Raw genomic sequence first — 18,370 nt, 5'->3', positions numbered from 1 at the left:
AGCGCCGCATGGGCCTGCTCGACGACGTGCATCACCTCACCCAGGTCCAGCAGACTCGCGACCTGCGCGCGGTCCAGCACCAGCAGGGGAGCACGCCCCGCGCGCGAGCCTTCGTCCGACTGCCCGGTACCCGTCCGGTCCGTCACGGCGTCACCTCGGCAGCGGCCTGACCGGCGGGACGAGCGTCGATCAGGTCCGCATACGGAATCGGAGCGTCGAGGAGGCCGTCCTCGGCGAGGATGCGCAGCCACTCCGTGTAGCCGTCCTCGCTCACGCGGATGTCGTCCCAGATGCCGCTGGCACGCAGGTCGTCCACGACCGGCACCAGCACCTTGGTGTCCAGCGACGGCCACTCGCGGGCCAGCAGGCCGGCCAGCTCGTCGGCATTGTGCGCCTTGAGCCAGTCGATCGAGCGCTGCAGCGCCCGGCAGAACCGGAAGACGAGTTCGTCGTCGCGGTCCAGGACCTCCTGGGTGGTGTAGTAGACGCTGTTGGGCATCAGCCCGCCCACCCGGTCGTAGCGGACCGCGACATGGGCCAGTCCCCGGTGCTCGAGGAAGGCGGCGTTGACGGCGTCGGTGACCAGCGCATCCCCCATGCCGCCCAGGAACAGCTCGGTGAGCATCGACCCGGACAGGTCGCGTACGAACCGCACCTTGGACATGTCCACACCGGCCCTGCGCATCAGCCCGGCGGTGTGGACATAGGGCGCGGTGCCGCCCGCACCCGGAGCCAGCACGATCCGGCCCTCCAGGTCCGTCCATTCGAAGTCCGACACCGGCTCCCGCACCACCAGCGCCTTCGGGTTGCGGTGGTTCAGCTGCGCGAACGCCCGGTACTCACGGCCACGCCCGTGGTACATCGCCGGCACCCACAGCCCCCCGAGAACGACCTGGGCCTGCCCCTCTTCCAGATCGGCCAGCACCCGCGTCCAGTCGTCCGGAGCACTGCGGGAGAAGTCGATCCCCTCCTCCTCGTAGAAACCGAACTCCCGGGCAACGTACTCGGGCAGGTAGTTCGGCCAGTGCGAAGTAGCCGAAACATGCAGACGGTCCATCATCTCTCCTTGATAGTTCTGACGGTGTTTCACATCAGGGTTGGTTGGTACGGGGTGCCGGACCGGCCGGGCGGGGCGTACCGCACGGCCGGCAGGCGGGTCAGGCGGCGGCCGGCGAAGAGGCCTCCACGTTGATGTCCTCGAGGGGGCGGCCGTGGGTCTCCGGGGCGAAGCGGACGGCGATCGCCATCACCCCGTACATGACCGCGGTCAGGACGAAGACCGCGACCACGCCGGCGTGGTCGAGGAGCAGTCCCGCGAGGATGGGCACGAAGGCGCCGGCCACGTTGCCCTGCACGGCGATCATCGAGGTGCCGAAGGCGCGTACCCGGGTGGGGTACAGCTCCGGCGCCCACGCGAACACCGTGCTGTTCAGCAGCAGCACGAAGAACTGGAAGGTGCCGCCTAGCACCAGCACCAGGGCCGGGGTGCCGGCGAGGAAGCCGAAGGCGAGCGCGGCCAGGCAGGCGGCTACGGCGCCGCCGGTCATCACCAGCCGGCGCGGCCAGTGCATCGCCGCATACGTCGCCGCCGCCGCCCCCAGGAGGCTGCCGACGTTCATCACCATGGTGAAGGTCAGGCTCTCGGTAATGCTGTAGCCCTGGTTGACCAGGATCGTCGGCATCAGCACCAGCACGGTGATCTGCGCGCCGAACGTCATCCAGGACACCACCGCCAGCGCGGCCGTGCGCCGCAGCAGCTCGCCCCGGAAGACCTCCCCGAGCCGCACCTTCTCCGCCTCGCCCTCCTGCGTGGCCGGCTCCGTCAGATACGGAACCGTGGGCAGGTCACGGCCCTTGAGCCGGCCCGACGCCAGCCGGGTCAGCACCTGGTTGGCCTCCTCGATCCGCCCCCGGGACGCCAGATAGCGGGGCGTCTCGGGCAGATAGCGCCGGTAGAACAGCACCAGCACCGCCGGCAGCACCAGCAGCCCGAACATCCACCGCCAACTGCTGTCCGGACCGCCGAAGAAGTTCCCCAGCGGACCGAGCACCACCGCCGCGAAACCGAATGAGACCACATTGCCGAAACCACCGGCACCCACGTTCAAGGACGCCACCACCGCGCCCCGGAACCGGGTGGGCACCAGCTCGCTCAGCAGCGTCATCCCCGCGGCGAGCTCACCACCGAGCCCGACACCCACCACGAAGCGCCCGACCGCCAGCACCGCATAATTCGGAGCGAGCGCGCAGACCAACGCCCCCGCGCAGTACACGAACAAGTTGAACGCCAACGCGAACCGGCGCCCCTTCAAGTCACCGATCGCACCTGTGACCACCTTGCCGATGATCATCGCCGAGATCGTGACCGTCTGCAGAAAGGCCAGTTCAGGCGTGGAGATGTGCCAGACATCCTTCAACGCCGGGCCCACCGCGCCCAGCGAGTTCTCCTCCATAACGTCGAAGAACGCGCCGAGCAGAACCATCACCAGGATGAGCTTGTGCGCCCGATTGAAACCGATCGAATCCAGCGCCCGGCCGACCGCCGAACCCGCTGGAGACGAACCACTGTCCACCACATCAACCGCCGCAGCGCCGGCTGAGTTGAGGGACGTGTCGCCGGAACCGGAGACACCGGTGTCCGGAGTGGGGGAATCCGATCTGTGCAATGGAGCCGACCTCCTTCAGAGGACGCTCGGGCTTCAGAGAGGAGCCCAGGCAAGAGACAGCCCGGGAGGACGCGAGGGGTCGGGCTGTTGAGAGGCCACCTGAAGGCCTCTGGTGACATGATTAGCAGTCATCTGACGACTTCGAGAAGAGGTGGGAATGAAGAAGATTGAGCGGGTCTCTCTGGTCGACGCCGTCAGCAGGCAGCTACGGGACCGGATCGCCGGTGGACACTGGCCCGTTGACCAGCGGCTTCCCTCCGAGGGCGAGTTGGCCGAACGGCTCGGCCTCAGCCGCGTGTCGATACGCGCCGCCGTCCACGGCCTGGCCCAGATGGGACTGCTCACCACCCGCCAGGGCGACGGCACCTACGTGGCCGCCAGGGACGCCACCGACGTCGCGATACGTCGCCGGCTCGACGACGCCCCCAACGGCGACGTCCTCGAAGTCCGCCGCGGCCTGGACATCCTCGCCGCCGGACTCGCCGCCACCCGCCGCACCCAGCACGACATCACCGCCCTCGACGACGCGCTCGCCCGGCGCCACGCGGCCGGAACCGCGGGCGACGAAGCCGCCTTCGTCGCCGCCGACGTCGACTTCCACCTCCACGTCGCCCGCGCGTCCCACAACGAACTCCTCGCCGAGCTCTACTCGACCTTCACCAGGGCACTGACCGACAGCATCCGCGACGACCGCTGCCTGAAGGTCTTCACCCAGGGACGGGACACCTGGCACAACACCCTCGCCACGGCCATCGCCGAAGGCGACGCCGACAAGGCCACCACCGCCTCACTGGCCCTGCTGCGCGGACACTGAGCCGGACATGGAGGAGGCGGCGAAGTTCGCGCGGATCACACACCCCGTTTGGTATCCCATTCTGTTTTTTTGGTATACAGAAAAGTATGCAGCCTGCACCTCCCTTGATCCCCGTCCCTCAGCCACAGCTTCCCGACTCCCGGCGCTGGTGGGCGCTGGGCGTCCTCGGGCTGGCGCAGTTGATGATTCTGCTGGACAGCACCATCGTGAACGTGGCGCTGCCGTCCATGCAGACGCAGTTGGGGATGGCGGACGGGGACCGGCCGTGGGTGGTCACCTCGTACACCGTCGCGTTCGGCGGGCTGCTCCTGCTCGCCGGGCGTATCGCCGACCACGCGGGGCACAAGCGGGTGTTCGTGGCCGGGCTGCTGGGCTTCGCGGTGGCCTCGGCCGCCGCGGGCGTCGCGCCCACCGCTCAGGTCCTGTTCGCCGCCCGTGCCGTGCAGGGTGCCTTCGCCGCCCTGCTCGCCGCCTCGGCGCTCGCCCTGGTCGCCACCACCTTCACCGACCCGCGTGAGCGGCGTAAGGCCATCGCCGTCTTCGGTGCTCTCGGCGGCGCCGGCGGCTCCCTCGGCGTGGTGCTCGGCGGGCTGCTCACCCAGTGGGCGGGCTGGCGCTGGTGCCTGCTGGTCAACGTGCCCATCGCGCTTCTGGCGCTGGTCGGCAGTATCTGGACACCGCGCGACCGGGCGCGGCGGCCGTCCGGGCGCGTCGACGTCGCCGGGGCCGTGCTCGGCTGTGGTGGTCTGACGAGCGTGGTGTACGGCTGCAGCCGGGCCGAGGCGCTGGGCTGGACCTCGCCGTACGTGCTCGGGGCGCTGGTCGGAGGGATGGCGCTGCTCGTTGCGTTCGCCTGGTGGCAGACCCGTGCCGCCACCCCGCTCCTGCCGCCGCGCCTCCTGCGCGACCGCCGCCGCGTCGCCGCGCTGCTCGCCGGTGGTGCCCTGATGATGGGGCAGTTGTGCGTCGCGCTGTTCCTCACCTACTACCTGCAGACCGTGCTGAGCTGGTCCGCAGTGGCGAGTGGACTGGGCTTCCTGCCCATCAGCATCGTCACCACCGCGACCGCCACCCAGCTCGGCACGCGCCTGCTGCCCAGGTTCGGCCCCCGCGTCATGATGACGGCGGGCCTGTCCCTGGCCGCCTGCGGACTGGTCCAGTTCACGCTGCTGACCCCGGAGTCCAGCTACGCCGCGAACGTCCTTCCCGCGCTGGTCACGTTCAGCGTCGGCAACGGCGCCAGCTTCCTGGCCATCATGACCAGCGCCACCGCCAATGTTCCGGACCATGACTCCGGGATCGCCTCGGCCTCGGTCAACTCTGCGCAACAGGTGGGCGGTTCCATCGGATCGGCCGCCTTCAACACGGTGGCCGCCAGCGCCGCCGCGGCGTTCCACGGCGGCACACGGACGGCTGCCGTGCACGGATTCACCACGGCCATCTGGGTTCCCCTGGCCGCGCTGGTGCTGGCGGCTCTCGCGACGGCCGTGCTGGCGGGCGCGGGGTCGTCCCGCCGTACGAGGCCGGGCTCGCCGGCCGAGGTTCCCGCCGTGTGAGGGCGGGTGCGCAGCCCAGGATTCCCGCCGCGTGAGGGCGCCGGGTCGTCGAGTTATTCGGGGCGCGGCTCACCGTGCCGTCCCGCGGTTCCGCCACCGCGCGCCCGCCCAGCAGGCGCCCACGAGAGCGGTGGCGGCGGCGAGAGCCGCGTACGCGACCGTGTAGGAACTCATGGTGACGACCGCGCCCGCGGCGAAGGCGCCGAGCCCCGTACCGGCGTCGAAGCCGACGTTCCAGGCGACACTGACGGAGGAGCGGGCCCGCTCGCCGGCGGCGGCGAAGGCCTGCACCAGCGTCAGATTCTGCAGGCCGCCGTAGGCGACGCCCACGACGAGCATGCCGGTCACGGCCAGGACCGGACCGGCCGCCCCGGACCCGCCCGCCGCCCCCGCGCCGATCACGGCGAGCCCGGCGGCACCGGCGAACAGCAGCGGGGCGATCGCCGGGGCCGCTCCCCTGCGGTCCGCGACGTGCCCGAAGCCCCACCGGGACAGCGCCGCCGTCGCGGTGAACGCCAGGAGCGCGAGGTAGACGGCGACCGGGTCGGACAGCAGGCGGGGGGTGAAGGTGAGGATGGCGCCGCCGGCCGCGGTGATGACAAGCAGCGCGGCGATCGGACCGATCAGGACGCGGCGCAGTCGGCTGGTGTCCCGCGCTTCGGCGGGTGCGGTGGATACGTCGCCGCTGTCGTGCAGGGCGCGTGCCACGCGCGCTGCCAGCGGGATCGCGAGCAGCGGCACGGCCGCGCACGTGAACACCAGCCAGAATCCGACGCGTTCGGCCAGCCAGGGCGCGACCGGGATGAGCAGGCACTGCGGGGCCGCGATGGCGAGCCCGTAGGCGCCGACCGCCCGGCCGCGGCGGGCGGGTTCGACGAGCGCGGCCACTCCGGTGGCACCGCACACGGTGAGGATCCCGAACCCGAGGCCCCGCACCGCCGCGAGGGCCATGACGGCTCCCGCCTGGCTGGTGGCCAGATGGCCGAGGGCGGGGAGCCCGAGCAGGCACGAGCCGAGGGCCAGTGACCTCTGCCAGCCGAGGCGCCCAAGGATCCGGCCGACCAGCAGCTGGGCGATCACCGTGAAGAGCATCAGCACGGTGTTGACCAGGCCCGCGCCCAGTTCGTCCGCCCCGCCCTCGAGTGCCCACAGAGGGGCGACCGGCATCAGCAACGACAGGCCGGCGAAGCCCAGCGCCGTCGAGGCCAGCAGGGGTCGCATCCCCGGCACGCGCCACACCGGTACCTCTTCCCGGCAGGCGGGACCGTCACCTTGTTGCTTCAACATTCCGTAGATGGTAGGCCGTTCGCACTGCTGTTCACGCTGCCTCCCCCTGTCAGGATGCCCGGTCGATCTCCTTCACGATCTCCTGGTAGCCGCGCCGTGCCGCGAGGTCGCGGGGCAGGACTCCCTGTTTGTCGGGGATCGACGGGTCGGCGCCCGCCGCAAGGAGCAGCCTGACCACCGTGACGTGGTCCCGGGAGCCGTTTCCGAGCACGATCGCCTCGTGCAGGGCGGTCCACGACAGGTTGTTGACGTGGTTGACGGGCACACCGGCAGCCAGCAGGATCCGGACGGTCTCGACGTGTCCGTGTTCGCTGGCGGGGATCAGAGCGGTCCCGCCGTAGCGGTTGGTGCTGCGGACGTCGGCGCCGTGTCCGAGGGTGAGTTTGAGGATCTCGTCGAGTCCCTCTGCGCCGGCGTACAGGAACGCGGAGTCCTGGATCTCGTCCTTCGCGTTGGGATCCGCGCCGGACTCCAGCAGCAGGCGTGCCAGCTTGACGTGATTGGCCTTGGTGGCCATGACCAGCGGCGTCCGTCCCTGGTCGTTGCGCGCTTCGAGGTTCGCGCCGGCCTTGATGGCCCTGGCCGCGGAGCTCGTGTTGTTGTCCCCCACCGCCGCGAGGAGCTGCGCGGTCGCTTCCTTACTACTCGTGGTGCTGGGTGACCGGCTCGTCGCCGGGGCCGGCACCGGAGGCGACGAGGTCCTGCTGGGCGGCACGGAGTCCGTTGTCGCCGAGCAGGCGGCAAGGGTCAGCGCCGCGGCTCCCGCCGTCAGCGCGCGGGCCGTCCACCGGCGGGCCGAGGAGATCGTGTTGCGTGGAGTGTCGGCCATGAGCGGGCCCTCCGTTTCCTTTGCCAATGAGACAGCGGTCCCCGCACACGGCCCGTCGCCGGGCGGGGAACCGCTGCGACCGCACGAGCGGCCCGCGTCACACGTAGACGATGCCGGCGTCGACGTCCTCGCGGATCTCGGTGCCGACCTTGCGGGCCAGCAGGTCGTCGAGCCGGTCAAGCGGCCCGATGAGGGCACGGCCGCCGGCCCTCGCGACGTGGATCGCGGCGTCGATCTTGGGCTGCATCGACCCCTCGGCGAACGGGAGTTGGGAAATAGCGTCGGCGGACGCGGTCTTGATGTCCCGCTGCTGCGGGGTGCCCCAGTTCTCGCTGACGTAGTCGCCGTCCGTCAGCATGACGAGGGTGTCGGCCTCCAGCTCCGCGGCCAGCGCCGCGCTGGCGAGGTCCTTGTCGACCACGGCCTGCATGCCGATCTCGCGGCCCTTGCCGTCGATGCGCACCGGCACCCCGCCGCCGCCGACGCAGACCACGAGCCGCTGGTTCTCCAGCAGCAGGCGCACGACCGGCGCCTGGACCACCCGGAGCGGGTTGGGCGAGGACACGACCCGGCGGAAGGAACCACCGTCACGCGCTATCGTCCACCGGTACTCCGCGGCCGCCTCGGCGGCGTCCTGGGCCGAGTAGGTCGGGCCGATGAGCTTGGTCGGCCGCTCGAAAGCCGGGTCTCCCTCGTCGACCACCGTCGTGGTGAGCACGGCCGCAACCTCACGCTCGCCGGCGAGCGCGTTGGACAGCTCCTGCTGGATGACGTAGCCGATCATGCCCTGCGTCTCCGCCCCCAGGATGTCCAGGGGGTAGGCGGCGACATCCTGGTAGGCCAGGTTCTGCAGCGCGAGCAGGCCGACCTGCGGCCCATTTCCGTGCGTGATGACGACCTCGTGCTCGCGGGCGAGGCCCGCCAGTGCCTCGCAGGTCGACTTCACATTGGTGCGCAGCCGATCGGCCGTCATCGGCTCTCCGCGACGCGCCAGGGCGTTCCCACCCAGTGCCACGACGACTCGCATGCTCGTTCCCCTCTCCTTGACTCGCTGGGCGGACGAGGTGCCCAACGTTCCACAGCAAGGTCAGATGGTATACCTTTTAGGCGACAGGGTTCCTCGGCTGGAAATGCCCGCACGACGGGGAGGGGTCATGACATCGTCTACTCTGCCGACCTCGACTCCGGCGCTCTCCATCGACGCCGAGCTGGCCGCACGTCTGCGTCCCGGCCCTCTCGCAGCACGCGTTGATTCCATCTTCGGTCGCACCGTAAACCTTCTGACCTGCGACAATGAACTCATCACGCTATGCGCGCGCGTTCTCGACGACGCACCCTGGAGCATCCGCGTCGACCTCGCGGAGTGGTCGGCCTGGCGCCTCACCGTGGGCGACCCCGTCAGACTGGCAGCCGATGCGATCACTCTCGGGGAGCCGGCGAAGCACTCAGTGACGCTCAGCGAGCCGGATACATGGTATGCCGAATCGATCGTGCTGGGACTCGGTACACAGGAGCTGCTCGCCCGGGCGCGGGTGCTGGCGGAACTGCTGTACGAGCACGGGGTGGCCGGGGGCATGCGCACCCCGCGAGGACCGGTGAACGTCTTCGACGCCGAGATCGGCGCCCGGCTGCGCCGGGGACGCAACGCGCTGGAACGAGCCGTGCGGGCCGGAGACATCCCGGGCATGGCGTCGGCGATCACGCAACTGCTCGGCCTCGGGCCGGGACTCACCCCGGCCGGTGACGACTTCCTGACCGGTATGGCTCTGCTGGCGGCCCAGCCGGGCAGCCACCTGTCCGCGTACGTCGAGGCCGTCCACGATGTGATGGACCGTCACCCGGACCGTACGACGCCGCTGAGCCGCATCACACTGCGCGAGGCCCTCCGGGGGCGTGCCCGCCAGAGCCTGCTCGACCTTCTGCACCGTCTTCTCGTCCCGGACGGACGGGACGCCGCGCAGCCGGCCGAGCACCTTCGAGTCCCGGTCTGCCGTGTGCTCGGCATCGGCCACACCTCCGGGACCGACCTCCTGTCCGGCCTGCTGACCGGACTCCGCCTGGAAGCAGAACTGAGAGGTTCCATGTGAACGTCACAGCAGTGGTCAAGAAGAACACCTATTTCGACTCGGTGTCCCTGATGTCGATCTCGACGAAGGCGAACCAGTTCGAGGGCGTCGATCAGGCCTTCGTCGCGATGGCCACCGAGATGAACAAGGGAGTGCTGAAGAACCTCGACCTCCTCACGCCGGAGGTCGAGGGGGCGGGCAACGGCGACCTCATGATCGTCGTCGTGACGGCCGACGGTGTCGACACCGACACCGTCATCGCCGGGGTCGAGGAGCTCCTGGTGCGCAAGCCGCCGGCCGGCGGCGAGACGAAGGTCGTCCACCGCACCATCGCCTCGGCGGCCCAGGCGGACCCGTCGGCGAACCTCGCGGTCATCGCCGTCAACGGCGCCTACGCGGCCCGTGAGGCCCGCAAGGCGCTGGAGAACGACCTGCACGTCCTGATGTTCAGCGACAACGTCGCGCTCGCCGACGAGATCGCGCTGAAGACGCTGGCCCATGACAAGGGCCTGCTGATGATGGGTCCGGACTGCGGAACCGCGATCATCAACAACGTCGGTCTCTGCTTCGCCAACGCGGTCCGTCCCGGCTCGATCGGCATCGTCGCGGCCTCCGGCACCGGCTCGCAGGAAGTCAGTGTGCGCATTCACGCCCTGGGCGGCGGAATCTCGCAGCTCATCGGCACCGGCGGACGCGATCTGAGCGCCGAGGTCGGGGGCGTCATGATGATCGACGGCATCCGCGCCCTGGCCGCCGACCCGCGGACGGAGGCGATCCTGCTCGTCTCCAAGCCGCCGGCCCCGGAGGTCGAGCGGAAGGTCCTCGCCGAGATCGCCACCGCGGGCAAGCCCGTCGTCGTGTACTTCATCGGCGGATCCGAGCAGGCCGTCACCGACGCCGGCGGACACTTCGCCGCGAGCAGCCAGGACGCCGCCCTCCAGGCCGTGCGTCTGACCAGCGACCCGGAGTCGGCCGTGCCGGGTCTCGACGCCGACCGCGTCGAGGCCGTGCGCGCCAAGCTGAACACCGAGCAGCGCCACGTCCGCGGTCTGTTCTGCGGCGGCACCCTGTGCGACGAGTCGATGTACGCGCTGCTCGACGCCGGCGAGGAGGTCTGGAGCAACATCCAGAAGGACCCCGCCCACGTCCTGCACGCCGCGGACGCCAGCCGGGGCCACACCTTCCTCGACTTCGGTGACGACGAGTTCACCAACGGCCGTCCGCACCCGATGATCGACCCGTCCCTGCGGCTGGAGCGCCTGGTGCGGGAGGCGCAGGACCCGTCGGTCGGCGTCATCGTCATGGACTTCGTCCTCGGGTTCGGCGCGCACGAGGACCCGGTCGGGGTCACGCTGCCGGCGATCGCGGAGGCGAAGAGCATCGCCGCCGCGGCCGGACGTCATCTGGAGATCGTCGGCTACGTCCTCGGCACCGACCTCGACAAGCCGTCGCTGGCCGAGCAGGTCGCCGCGCTCGAGTCCGCGGGGGTCACCGTCACCCGCAGCAGCACCGAAACCGGGCAGTTCGCCCGCGCCATCGTCCGGGAGGGAAACCGCGCATGACCAGCCCCACCACCCAGCTCTTCGACGGCGAACTGAACGTCGTCAACGTCGGCCTGGCGATGTTCGATGAGGACATCTCCGCCCAGGGCGCGAAGGTCACCACCCTCGACTGGACGCCCCCGGGCGGCGGCAACCCCGAGGTGATCGCCGCGCTCGACCTCCTGGCCCGGCCGGACGTCGCCGCGCGGATCGAGGCGGCCAACGCCGAGGCGATCGAGCGGATCACCAGCGCCAAGCCCATGCTGATCGGCTTCGGCCGGGCCATCGACGTCGTGCCCGGCATGACCCCGACCACGATCATCCATGCCGGTCCGCCCATCACCTGGGAGCGGATGTCCGGCCCGATGAAGGGCGCCGTGCTCGGCGCGATCGTCTTCGAGGGGCTCGCCGCCGACCTCGCCGAGGCCGAGCAGGTCGCCGCCTCCGGCGCCATCACCTTCTCGCCGTGCCACGAGCACGACTGCGTGGGTTCCATGGCGGGGGTCACCTCGGCGTCGATGTACATGCACATCCTGCACAACGAGACGCACGGCAACTACGCCTATACCAACCTGTCCGAGCAGATGGCGAAGATCCTTCGCATGGGCGCCAACGACCAGAGCGTCATCGACCGGCTGGTCTGGATGCGGGACGTCCTGGGTCCCATGCTGAAGGAGGCCATGGAGATCGGCGGACCGATCGACCTGCGCCTGCTGCTGGCCCAGGCGCTGCACATGGGCGACGAGGCACACAACCGCAACATCGCGGGCACCCTGCTGCTCCTGCAGGCGCTCGCCCCCTCGCTGCTGCAGACGGGTTTCACGACCGAGCAGAAGAAGGAGGTCTTCGACTTCATCGCCAGCTCGGACTACTTCTCCGGGCCGACCTGGCTGGCCATGGCCAAGGCGGCGCTGGACGCCGCGCACGGCATCGAGGGCTCGACGATCGTGACGACGATGGCCCGCAACGGTGTCGAGTTCGGTATCCGGGTCAGCGGGCTGCCGGGCAACCACTGGCTCACCGGCCCGGCGCAGAAGGTCATCGGCCCCATGTTCGCCGGCTACAAGCCCGAGGACTCCGGGCTCGACATCGGTGACAGCGCCATCAGTGAGACGTACGGCTTCGGCGGCTTCGCCATGGCCGCGGCGCCCGCGATCGTGGCGCTCGTGGGCGGCACCGTCGAGGAGGCCGTCGCCTACACGCGGGACATGGGCGAGATCACCACCGCGCAGAACCCGAACATCACGATCCCCTCGCTCGGCTTCCAGGGCCTGCCGACCGGGATCGATGTCCGCAAGGTGCTCGACACCGGCATCCTGCCCGTCATCAACACCGCCATCGCGCACAAGGAGCCGGGCATCGGCATGATCGGCGCCGGGATCACCTACCCGCCCGCCGAGGTCTTCGAGAAGGCGGCTCTCGCCCTCGCCGAGAAGCTCGCCTGACCCCGCGGCGGACCGCCCCGGACCGCCCGACGGCCACCGGGGGGTCCGCCGCCTTCCTTCACACCATCTCAGGGGAGAATGGTTTGAACCTCTACCGGCTTGCCACGGCGGCGTTCACCGGCCTGCTCTGCGGTCTCTGGGGCGGATTCGCGGGCCTGATGGACCTTTCGGCATGGGCGGGCTTCGCCGGCTGCACGGCGTACTTCGCCTGCGGTATACGCCTGATTCCCGGGGCGGCGCTCACCGTGACGTCCTCGTTCGCGGGCGTGGGGTGCGCCTGGCTGATGCTCCAGGGCGCGGACCTGCTGGGCAGCGCCAACTCCGCTTACGCGGTGTCCGTGGGCTTCTTCGTCATGTGCATCGTGCTGCTCGGACGGTTCAAGTGGACGTCGTTCGTCCCGGGCACCTTCGTGGGCTGCTACTCGCTCTTCGCCATCAAGGACAACGACTGGGTGGTGCTGCTGGCCTCCCTGGCAGTAGGTGTCCTGCTCGGTCTGGTCTGCGACTGGGGCGGCAGCACGATCTTCGCGCGGTGGAAGCCCGGCACCGACGCCGAACCCGTCGGCCAGGAGAGCTGAAGCGGCGTTTCGGCTTCCCGGCCTCTGTGCCGCCGGGCTCGTCATGGAGTACGGCGGCCACTGAACGTCAGCAGTGCCGGCACGCGCAGCGCCAAAGCCCCGAGCCCGCAGACAAGGAGGAGAGCCGCGCAGAAGACCGTCCTGGCCACCCCTGCCCGCTCCGCCGTCGCGCCGAGGACAAGGGTGGCCACAGGCATGACGCCGATGCAGAGTTCCTGGAGTCCCAGTGCCCGGCCGTGGACGGCCGGATCGGTCGTCAGCAGCAACAGGGTGGTCTGCAGCACCCCGAAGGCCGCGCTGGTGAGGCCGATGAAGCACATGAGCGCGAACGACAACGACACCGTGCGGGACAGGGCGAACACCGCCCACAGGGCGGCCCAGACCGTGGTGCCGAAGACGAACACACCACCCTTGTAAGGGAAGTCGCCCAAACCGGCGATGACGAGTGAACCGACCAGTCCCCCGATGCCGCTGCACGTCAGCAGAGCGCCGAGTCCCGCGGCGTCGAGCCCGAGAGACTCCTCGGCGAAGACCGGCATGAAGGCCTGATAGACCGGCCACAACAGGGTGTTCGCCGCCAGGGTGACGACGAGCACCGCCACCGCGAGCCGGCTGCGCGCGATGATCCGCAGTCCGCCGACGACCATCGCCCGCACCGACTGCGCCTGGTCGTGGACGACCTTCCCGTATCCGCGCAGGGGCAGAAGCATCAGGAGCGAGAGCCCGTACCAGGCGGTCGAGACCCACAGCGCGGCCGGAGCGCCGATCGCCGCGATCATGGCTCCGCCGAGCCCCGGGCCGATCACCTGCGTCATGTTCATCGCCATGGCGTTGAGCGCGTTGGCGTTGGAGAGTTTCTCCTGCCCGACGAGTTCGAGCACCACCGAGGCTCTGGCCGGCTGCGACGGAGACTGGGCGAGGCCGATGGCCAGGCCGCCGACGACCAGGACCCAGTACGGCAGCAGGTCCGCCGTGGCCAGGGCCGCCACCGCGGTGCCCGCGCCCGTGGCCCAGGCGCAGGCGACCACGAGCAGCCGGACGCGGTTGTGCCGGTCGGCGAACGCGCCGGCCACCGGGCCGAGGAACATGGGCGCCAGGCGCGCGGCGGTGAATACCGCGACGAGGAACTCGGAGTGCGTCAACTCGAACGCGAGCCAGCCGAGTACCAGGGTCTGGGTCCACACTCCGCCGAAGAAGAACACGTTGGAGAACCACAGCCACTGGAAGGGCCGGTTTCCCCGCAGGGAGGTCAGCGCGCCGCGCAGGCCCGGCCGGTGACTGGAGGCGTCTGACGCCGACGGCACGTGGAGAACCTTTCGGGTGAGGGTGTTGCGGGACTGGTTCGTAGCAGGAGGCGCCCTCGCGGGCGACGACCTCGCCACCGCGGATCACGAGCTTGCGCTCAGGGGCACACGCCGGCGCGTCGGGGACGATCTCCGCCTCAAAGTCACAGCCATGACAGAAATGGTATACCAAGCGGCCTGCACCCTCCGAGGCCGGTGACCTCGGACGCACCCGTGCGGCTCACTGCAAGGCTCTATGGTCTACAACATATCGTATGCAATACTGCGGAGGTCGACACCGCGATCGCCATCCGTGCGTCAACCACACGACTACGACAGACAGATGGGCCACGCGCGGGGCCACGGAGAGCGCGAGGGTGTCCCCCGCCGTCCTGGTATGGACGGCGGCCAGCAGGCAGCAACACCAGTTTCCTCGTACGAGTGCCACATCACCGGATGACGGGAGACCTGCGTGTACCACAAGCTGACCGCCACCCCCGAGACCTGCCAATGGGGCTATTTCGACAACGCACTTGAACCGGCGCTGACGATCCGGTCCGGCGACGTCGTGGCAATGGAGTGCCTGACCCACCACGCCGGCGAGGCACCCGACCTCATGCTGGACGACGGTGTCCGAGAGGTGTACGAGAACATCGACAAGAACGACCGGGGCCCTGGACCGCACATCGTCACCGGCCCCATCGCCGTCACCGACGCCGAGCCCGGGGACGTCCTGGAGTGCCGTTTCCTCCAGGCCGAGCCGCGCCTGCCCTACGGCGTCAACTTCCAGGCCAACTGGGGGCTGCTGTACGGACCGGTACGCGCCCCGCTCGGCCACGCGACGACCACGGATCTGGAGTCCCACCAGCACGTGGTGGTCTATGAGGCCGACTGGCAACAGGGCACCGCCAAGGGCCTGTTCCAGTACGCGTACCCCTACGCCGACGAGCCGCCGTACCCCGGCATGTTCATCGAGCCGCACACCGTCGCCCGCCAGTCCGCGCTGCGTGGCGTCAGCGTGCCGTTGCGCCCCCACATGGGCACCGCCGGGGTGGCACTGGCCCAGAGCGGCCGGATCCACACGGTGCCACCGGGGGAGTTCGGCGGCAACGTCGACAACCGCAGCTTCGTTCCGGGGACCCGCATGTTCTATCCCGTCCAGGTCCCGTCGGCGCTGTTCTGGGCCGGCGACACCCACTTCGCCGAAGGGGACGGCGAAATCTCCGGAACCGCGATCGAGGGGCATCTGAACGTGATGCTCCAGTTCGTCCTGCACAAGAACCTGCGCATCCGCACACCGCTGCTGGAAACGGACACGGAGGTGATGGTGCACGGCTTCCACGAGAACCTCGACGAAGCGGTCCGCATCGCCGCCGCGGAGACCGTCTACGAGATGGGGCGCCGGTGGGGGCTGTCCCAGCGGGAGTCCTACTCCCTGCTCAGCGTGGCCGGCGACCTTCGGGTGACACAGGTGGTCAACGGCGTGAAGGGTGCGCACTTCGTGCTGAGCAAGAACGTCATCCATGAGATGCGGTGAGCATCTCGTAGGCCCTGTCCCGCGTCGCGGCGCCAAGTCAAACGATTGACTAAACTTGGCGCCGGACGTAGGTTCCCCGTGGGGGCATGAGTCGGGGAGCCTTCTCCGGCCCTTGCCCCACTCATTTGTCAGAAGTCTGTTCAGTGCTGCCGGGCGGGTCACGGGATGCCGGTCGAGCGCTTGTCGGCCGGCGAGTTGGAGCAACACGTGGGTGATCGGCCGAGCATATGTGTCGTGGGTGGTTCCGTCGCCGGCACCGCGGCCGCGCAGGCGCTGCGGACCAAGGGCTATGACGGGGAGATCCGGCTGATCGAGGCGGAGGCACAACTCCCCTACGACCGGCCGCCGTTGTCCAAGCAGGTCCTCCAGGGCAGGCTCGACCTCCCGGCGCTTCAGTTCCAGTCGACCGCGCACTGGTCCCGGCTGGGGATCACCCTCTCGCTGGGCGCGTCGGTGACCGAGCTGGACTCAGTGCAGCGGGTGCTGCGGCTGAGCGACGGATCGGAGCTGCGGGCGTCCGGGGTCGTCCTGGCCCCGGGGACGGAGTCCAGGCCCCTGCCGTTCCCCGACGAGCAGGCCCGGGTGCGCCGGCTGCGCACCCTGGAAGACGCGCTCGTACTGCGCGGATCGCTGCGGACCGCCCGGTCGATCGTGCTCGTCGGCGCCGGCTTCATCGGCCTCGAGGTGGCCGCGACCGCCGTCCGGCTGGGGCTCGACGTCACCGTCGTCGAACTGCTTCCGCTGCCGCTCGCCCCGGCGATCGGCGAGGTGGCCGCCGAGCGGGTGTGCGCCGCCCACCGGGACAGCGGAGTCACCCTGCTGACATCGCGTTCGGTCTCGGAAGTCAGGGGCGACGGGCGGTTCTCCACCGTCGTCCTGGACGACGGCCGGGCGATCGAGGCGGACATCGTCGTCGCCGGTGTGGGGGTGCGCCCGGCCACCGACTGGCTGGCCGGATCGGGCCTGGAACTGGGCAACGGCATCGAGGCCGACGCCTACTGCCGGACCTCGGCGGACCTGGTCTACGCCGCAGGTGACGCGGCGCGCTGGCACAACCCCGCCTACGGCGCCCGGATGCGTGTCGAGCACTGGAGCACCGCCCGCGAGCAGGGTGCCGCGGCGGCCGCGAACCTGCTGGGCGAGCTGCGGGGCGAGGGCGCGGCCCGGACGCCGTTCGTGCATGTGCCGTACTTCTGGTCCGACCAGCTGGACATGAAGATCCAGCACGTCGGCCGCATCCTCGCGGGCGGACGCAGCGAGGTCGAACACGACGGCGACGGCGCCCTGTTCGTCACGCACCGGCTCGGCGACCGGCTGACCGGTGCCACGACGATCAACCGCCCGAGGGACGCGATGCTCTCGCGCAGAAGGATCTCGGAGGAGTGCGAGCGGCTGGGGCCGCCCAACGGCTGAGCGGACTGCCGGCAGGCCGTCCGAGGAGCCGCGTTCGGTGCACCGGCGCACCGGTGAGCGTTGACGTTGAAAGGAAGAACCATGGGCAGTTCGCAGCAGGACGCGCAGATTTTCGATCCGACCGACCCCGAGTTCCTGAAGGACCCCTACCCGGTTCTGAACCACCTGCGGGAGAACACCCCCGTCGTCAGGTCGGAGTCGCTGGGACTCTGGCTCGTGACGCGCCACGAGGACGTGTTCGCGTGCCAGCGGGACGCCCGCCTCACCCGGAACTTCAGCCACAAGTACACCCCCGAGGAGATGGGGGTCGCGCCGCGCGACGCCCGGTGGGCCGACTTCTGGCAGGCCGAGAAGTGGAGCCTGCTGGACCTCGAGCAGCCGGACCACACCCGGATCCGCTCGCTGGTGTCCTCCGCCTTCACCCCGCGCCGGGTGACGCAGATGCGCGAAGCGGTCCGCGCCCGCTCCCGGAAGCTGCTCTCGGACCTCGTCGAGCAGGGCGAGTTCGACCTGCTGCACGACTACGCGATGCCGTACTCGGTGTCGATCGTCTGCGAACTGCTCGGAGCCGACCAGGAGCAGGCCCCGCTGTTCCTGGACTGGGCGCACGCGATGGTGAAGATGTACGAGCTCGACACCACCAAGGAGCAGGCGAAGCAGGCCAACGACTCGGCCGCGGCCTTCATCGCCTGCGTCCGCGAACTCATCGCGCTGCGCCGCCGGCAGCCCTCCGACGACCTGGTGAGCGCCCTGGTCCAGGCCGAGACGGAGGAGGGCAGGAAGCTCACCGACGACGAGATCGTGTCCACGGTGATCGTCCTGCTGAACGCCGGTCACGAGGCAACGGTCAACACCACCGGCAACGGCATGACCGCCCTGCTGCGCCATCCCGGCCAGTGGGCGCGGGTGACCTCCCAGGAGGTGGCCCCGCGGCAGGCGGTGGAGGAGGTCATCCGCTGGGATCCCCCGTTGCAGCTGTTCGAGCGCTGGGTGCTGGCCGACGACGTCGAGATCGCCGGCCGGAGGATCCCCTTCGGCTCGAAGATCGCGATGCTGTACGGCGCGGCCAACCGCGACCCTCGCCTGTTCACCGACCCGGAGGTGCTCGACGTCGGCCGCGTGAACGCGTCCCGCCACGTCAACTTCGGCGGCGGTGTGCACGCCTGCCTGGGCGCGCCGCTGGCCCGCATCGAGCTGGAGGAGACCTTCACCTCGATCCGGGACCTGTGCCCGGACCTCGGGCTCGTCGAGGAGCCGCGCCGCAACTCCGCCTTCGTCATCTGGGGCATGGAGTCGGTCCGCGTGTCCGTGCGCTGACCCCTCAGCCGGCAGCCCAACAGCACGTCAGCAGTCAG

15 protein-coding genes are annotated in these 18,370 nt (G+C 70.0%); 9 read left to right on the top strand and 6 right to left on the bottom strand.

What is annotated here, in order from left to right; all coding sequences use genetic code 11:
* Positions 1 to 142 precede the first annotated feature (142 nt).
* Together ACIQFZ_RS25735 and ACIQFZ_RS25730 are read right to left on the bottom strand one after the other, a co-directional pair.
* The gene (locus ACIQFZ_RS25735; RefSeq protein ID WP_383132422.1) at positions 143 to 1,057 is read right to left on the bottom strand and encodes an ABC transporter substrate-binding protein; all 915 of its coding nucleotides are present in this window, start codon (positions 1,055 to 1,057) and stop codon (positions 143 to 145) included.
* Between the two features lie 100 nt (positions 1,058 to 1,157).
* Complete coding sequence (locus ACIQFZ_RS25730; RefSeq protein ID WP_376652583.1) at positions 1,158 to 2,483, bottom strand: MFS transporter; 1,326 nt, start codon at positions 2,481 to 2,483, stop codon at positions 1,158 to 1,160.
* A 340-nt stretch (positions 2,484 to 2,823) separates the two neighbouring features.
* Here ACIQFZ_RS25730 and ACIQFZ_RS25725 point away from each other — a divergent pair, with 340 nt between their 5' ends.
* A complete protein-coding gene (locus ACIQFZ_RS25725) occupies positions 2,824 to 3,480 on the top strand; it encodes a FadR/GntR family transcriptional regulator (RefSeq protein ID WP_402692235.1) in 657 nt (218 codons plus the stop codon).
* An 86-nt stretch (positions 3,481 to 3,566) separates the two neighbouring features.
* Complete coding sequence (locus ACIQFZ_RS25720) at positions 3,567 to 5,036, top strand: MFS transporter (RefSeq protein WP_402692234.1); 1,470 nt, start codon at positions 3,567 to 3,569, stop codon at positions 5,034 to 5,036.
* 69 nt (positions 5,037 to 5,105) lie between these two features.
* Here ACIQFZ_RS25720 and ACIQFZ_RS25715 read toward each other — a convergent pair whose 3' ends face one another.
* The 3 genes from ACIQFZ_RS25715 to ACIQFZ_RS25705 all read right to left on the bottom strand — a co-directional run bounded on the left by ACIQFZ_RS25715 (position 5,106) and on the right by ACIQFZ_RS25705 (position 8,179).
* Positions 5,106 to 6,323, bottom strand: coding sequence for an MFS transporter (locus ACIQFZ_RS25715; protein ID WP_365430974.1), 1,218 nt, complete (start codon positions 6,321 to 6,323; stop codon positions 5,106 to 5,108).
* A 49-nt stretch (positions 6,324 to 6,372) separates the two neighbouring features.
* Positions 6,373 to 7,152: an ankyrin repeat domain-containing protein gene (locus ACIQFZ_RS25710; protein ID WP_402692233.1), complete on the bottom strand. Its 780-nt coding sequence runs from the start codon at positions 7,150 to 7,152 to the stop codon at positions 6,373 to 6,375.
* A 97-nt stretch (positions 7,153 to 7,249) separates the two neighbouring features.
* Entirely contained in the window at positions 7,250 to 8,179 is a 930-nt protein-coding gene (locus ACIQFZ_RS25705; protein ID WP_402692232.1) for a carbamate kinase, read from the bottom strand.
* A 127-nt stretch (positions 8,180 to 8,306) separates the two neighbouring features.
* Between ACIQFZ_RS25705 and ACIQFZ_RS25700 the strand changes: the two genes are divergently transcribed.
* The 4 genes from ACIQFZ_RS25700 to ACIQFZ_RS25685 all read left to right on the top strand — a co-directional run bounded on the left by ACIQFZ_RS25700 (position 8,307) and on the right by ACIQFZ_RS25685 (position 12,782).
* Entirely contained in the window at positions 8,307 to 9,239 is a 933-nt protein-coding gene (locus ACIQFZ_RS25700; RefSeq protein WP_402692231.1) for a DUF2877 domain-containing protein, read from the top strand.
* Positions 9,236 to 10,780 carry an acyl-CoA synthetase FdrA gene (fdrA, locus tag ACIQFZ_RS25695; protein WP_402692230.1) on the top strand — a complete coding sequence of 515 codons (1,545 nt, stop codon included), beginning with the start codon at positions 9,236 to 9,238 and terminating at the stop codon, positions 10,778 to 10,780. Before ACIQFZ_RS25700 ends, fdrA begins: the two co-directional genes overlap by 4 nt.
* Positions 10,777 to 12,204 (top strand): DUF1116 domain-containing protein, encoded by a 1,428-nt coding sequence (locus ACIQFZ_RS25690; RefSeq protein WP_365430984.1) that lies wholly within the window; start codon positions 10,777 to 10,779, stop codon positions 12,202 to 12,204. Before fdrA ends, ACIQFZ_RS25690 begins: the two co-directional genes overlap by 4 nt.
* 83 nt (positions 12,205 to 12,287) lie before the next feature.
* Complete coding sequence (locus ACIQFZ_RS25685) at positions 12,288 to 12,782, top strand: DUF1097 domain-containing protein (RefSeq protein ID WP_365427458.1); 495 nt, start codon at positions 12,288 to 12,290, stop codon at positions 12,780 to 12,782.
* Between the two features lie 41 nt (positions 12,783 to 12,823).
* On the opposite strand, the gene ACIQFZ_RS25680 is transcribed toward ACIQFZ_RS25685, so the two are convergent.
* The gene (locus tag ACIQFZ_RS25680; protein ID WP_383061200.1) at positions 12,824 to 14,086 is read right to left on the bottom strand and encodes an MFS transporter; all 1,263 of its coding nucleotides are present in this window, start codon (positions 14,084 to 14,086) and stop codon (positions 12,824 to 12,826) included.
* 451 nt (positions 14,087 to 14,537) lie between these two features.
* Here ACIQFZ_RS25680 and ACIQFZ_RS25675 point away from each other — a divergent pair, with 451 nt between their 5' ends.
* The 3 genes from ACIQFZ_RS25675 (at position 14,538) to ACIQFZ_RS25665 (ending at position 18,332) form a co-directional block, all read left to right on the top strand.
* Positions 14,538 to 15,602, top strand: coding sequence for an acetamidase/formamidase family protein (locus tag ACIQFZ_RS25675; protein ID WP_365427453.1), 1,065 nt, complete (start codon positions 14,538 to 14,540; stop codon positions 15,600 to 15,602).
* A 234-nt stretch (positions 15,603 to 15,836) separates the two neighbouring features.
* A complete protein-coding gene (locus tag ACIQFZ_RS25670; RefSeq protein ID WP_365776412.1) occupies positions 15,837 to 17,015 on the top strand; it encodes an FAD-dependent oxidoreductase in 1,179 nt (392 codons plus the stop codon).
* Between the two features lie 81 nt (positions 17,016 to 17,096).
* Positions 17,097 to 18,332: a cytochrome P450 gene (locus ACIQFZ_RS25665; RefSeq protein ID WP_402692229.1), complete on the top strand. Its 1,236-nt coding sequence runs from the start codon at positions 17,097 to 17,099 to the stop codon at positions 18,330 to 18,332.
* Positions 18,333 to 18,370 lie beyond the last annotated feature (38 nt).

The organism is Streptomyces sp. NPDC093064 (assembly GCF_044754605.1).
Taxonomy (GTDB): domain Bacteria; phylum Actinomycetota; class Actinomycetes; order Streptomycetales; family Streptomycetaceae; genus Streptomyces.
Note: the sequence above shows the minus strand (reverse complement) of the source record. Positions and strands in the feature narration are given on the sequence as shown.

Excerpts from the sequence above, each read along its gene's own strand:
- ACIQFZ_RS25735 (WP_383132422.1), bottom strand. The coding sequence starts at position 1,057 with ATGGACCGTCTGCATGTTTCGGCTACTTCGCACTGGCCGAACTACCTG.
- ACIQFZ_RS25730 (WP_376652583.1), bottom strand. The coding sequence starts at position 2,483 with ATGGTTCTGCTCGGCGCGTTCTTCGACGTTATGGAGGAGAACTCGCTG.
- ACIQFZ_RS25725 (WP_402692235.1), top strand. The coding sequence starts at position 2,824 with ATGAAGAAGATTGAGCGGGTCTCTCTGGTCGACGCCGTCAGCAGGCAG.
- ACIQFZ_RS25720 (WP_402692234.1), top strand. The coding sequence starts at position 3,567 with ATGCAGCCTGCACCTCCCTTGATCCCCGTCCCTCAGCCACAGCTTCCC.
- ACIQFZ_RS25715 (WP_365430974.1), bottom strand. The coding sequence starts at position 6,323 with ATGTTGAAGCAACAAGGTGACGGTCCCGCCTGCCGGGAAGAGGTACCG.
- ACIQFZ_RS25710 (WP_402692233.1), bottom strand. The coding sequence starts at position 7,152 with ATGGCCGACACTCCACGCAACACGATCTCCTCGGCCCGCCGGTGGACG.
- ACIQFZ_RS25705 (WP_402692232.1), bottom strand. The coding sequence starts at position 8,179 with ATGCGAGTCGTCGTGGCACTGGGTGGGAACGCCCTGGCGCGTCGCGGA.
- ACIQFZ_RS25700 (WP_402692231.1), top strand. The coding sequence starts at position 8,307 with ATGACATCGTCTACTCTGCCGACCTCGACTCCGGCGCTCTCCATCGAC.
- ACIQFZ_RS25690 (WP_365430984.1), top strand. The coding sequence starts at position 10,777 with ATGACCAGCCCCACCACCCAGCTCTTCGACGGCGAACTGAACGTCGTC.
- ACIQFZ_RS25665 (WP_402692229.1), top strand. The coding sequence starts at position 17,097 with ATGGGCAGTTCGCAGCAGGACGCGCAGATTTTCGATCCGACCGACCCC.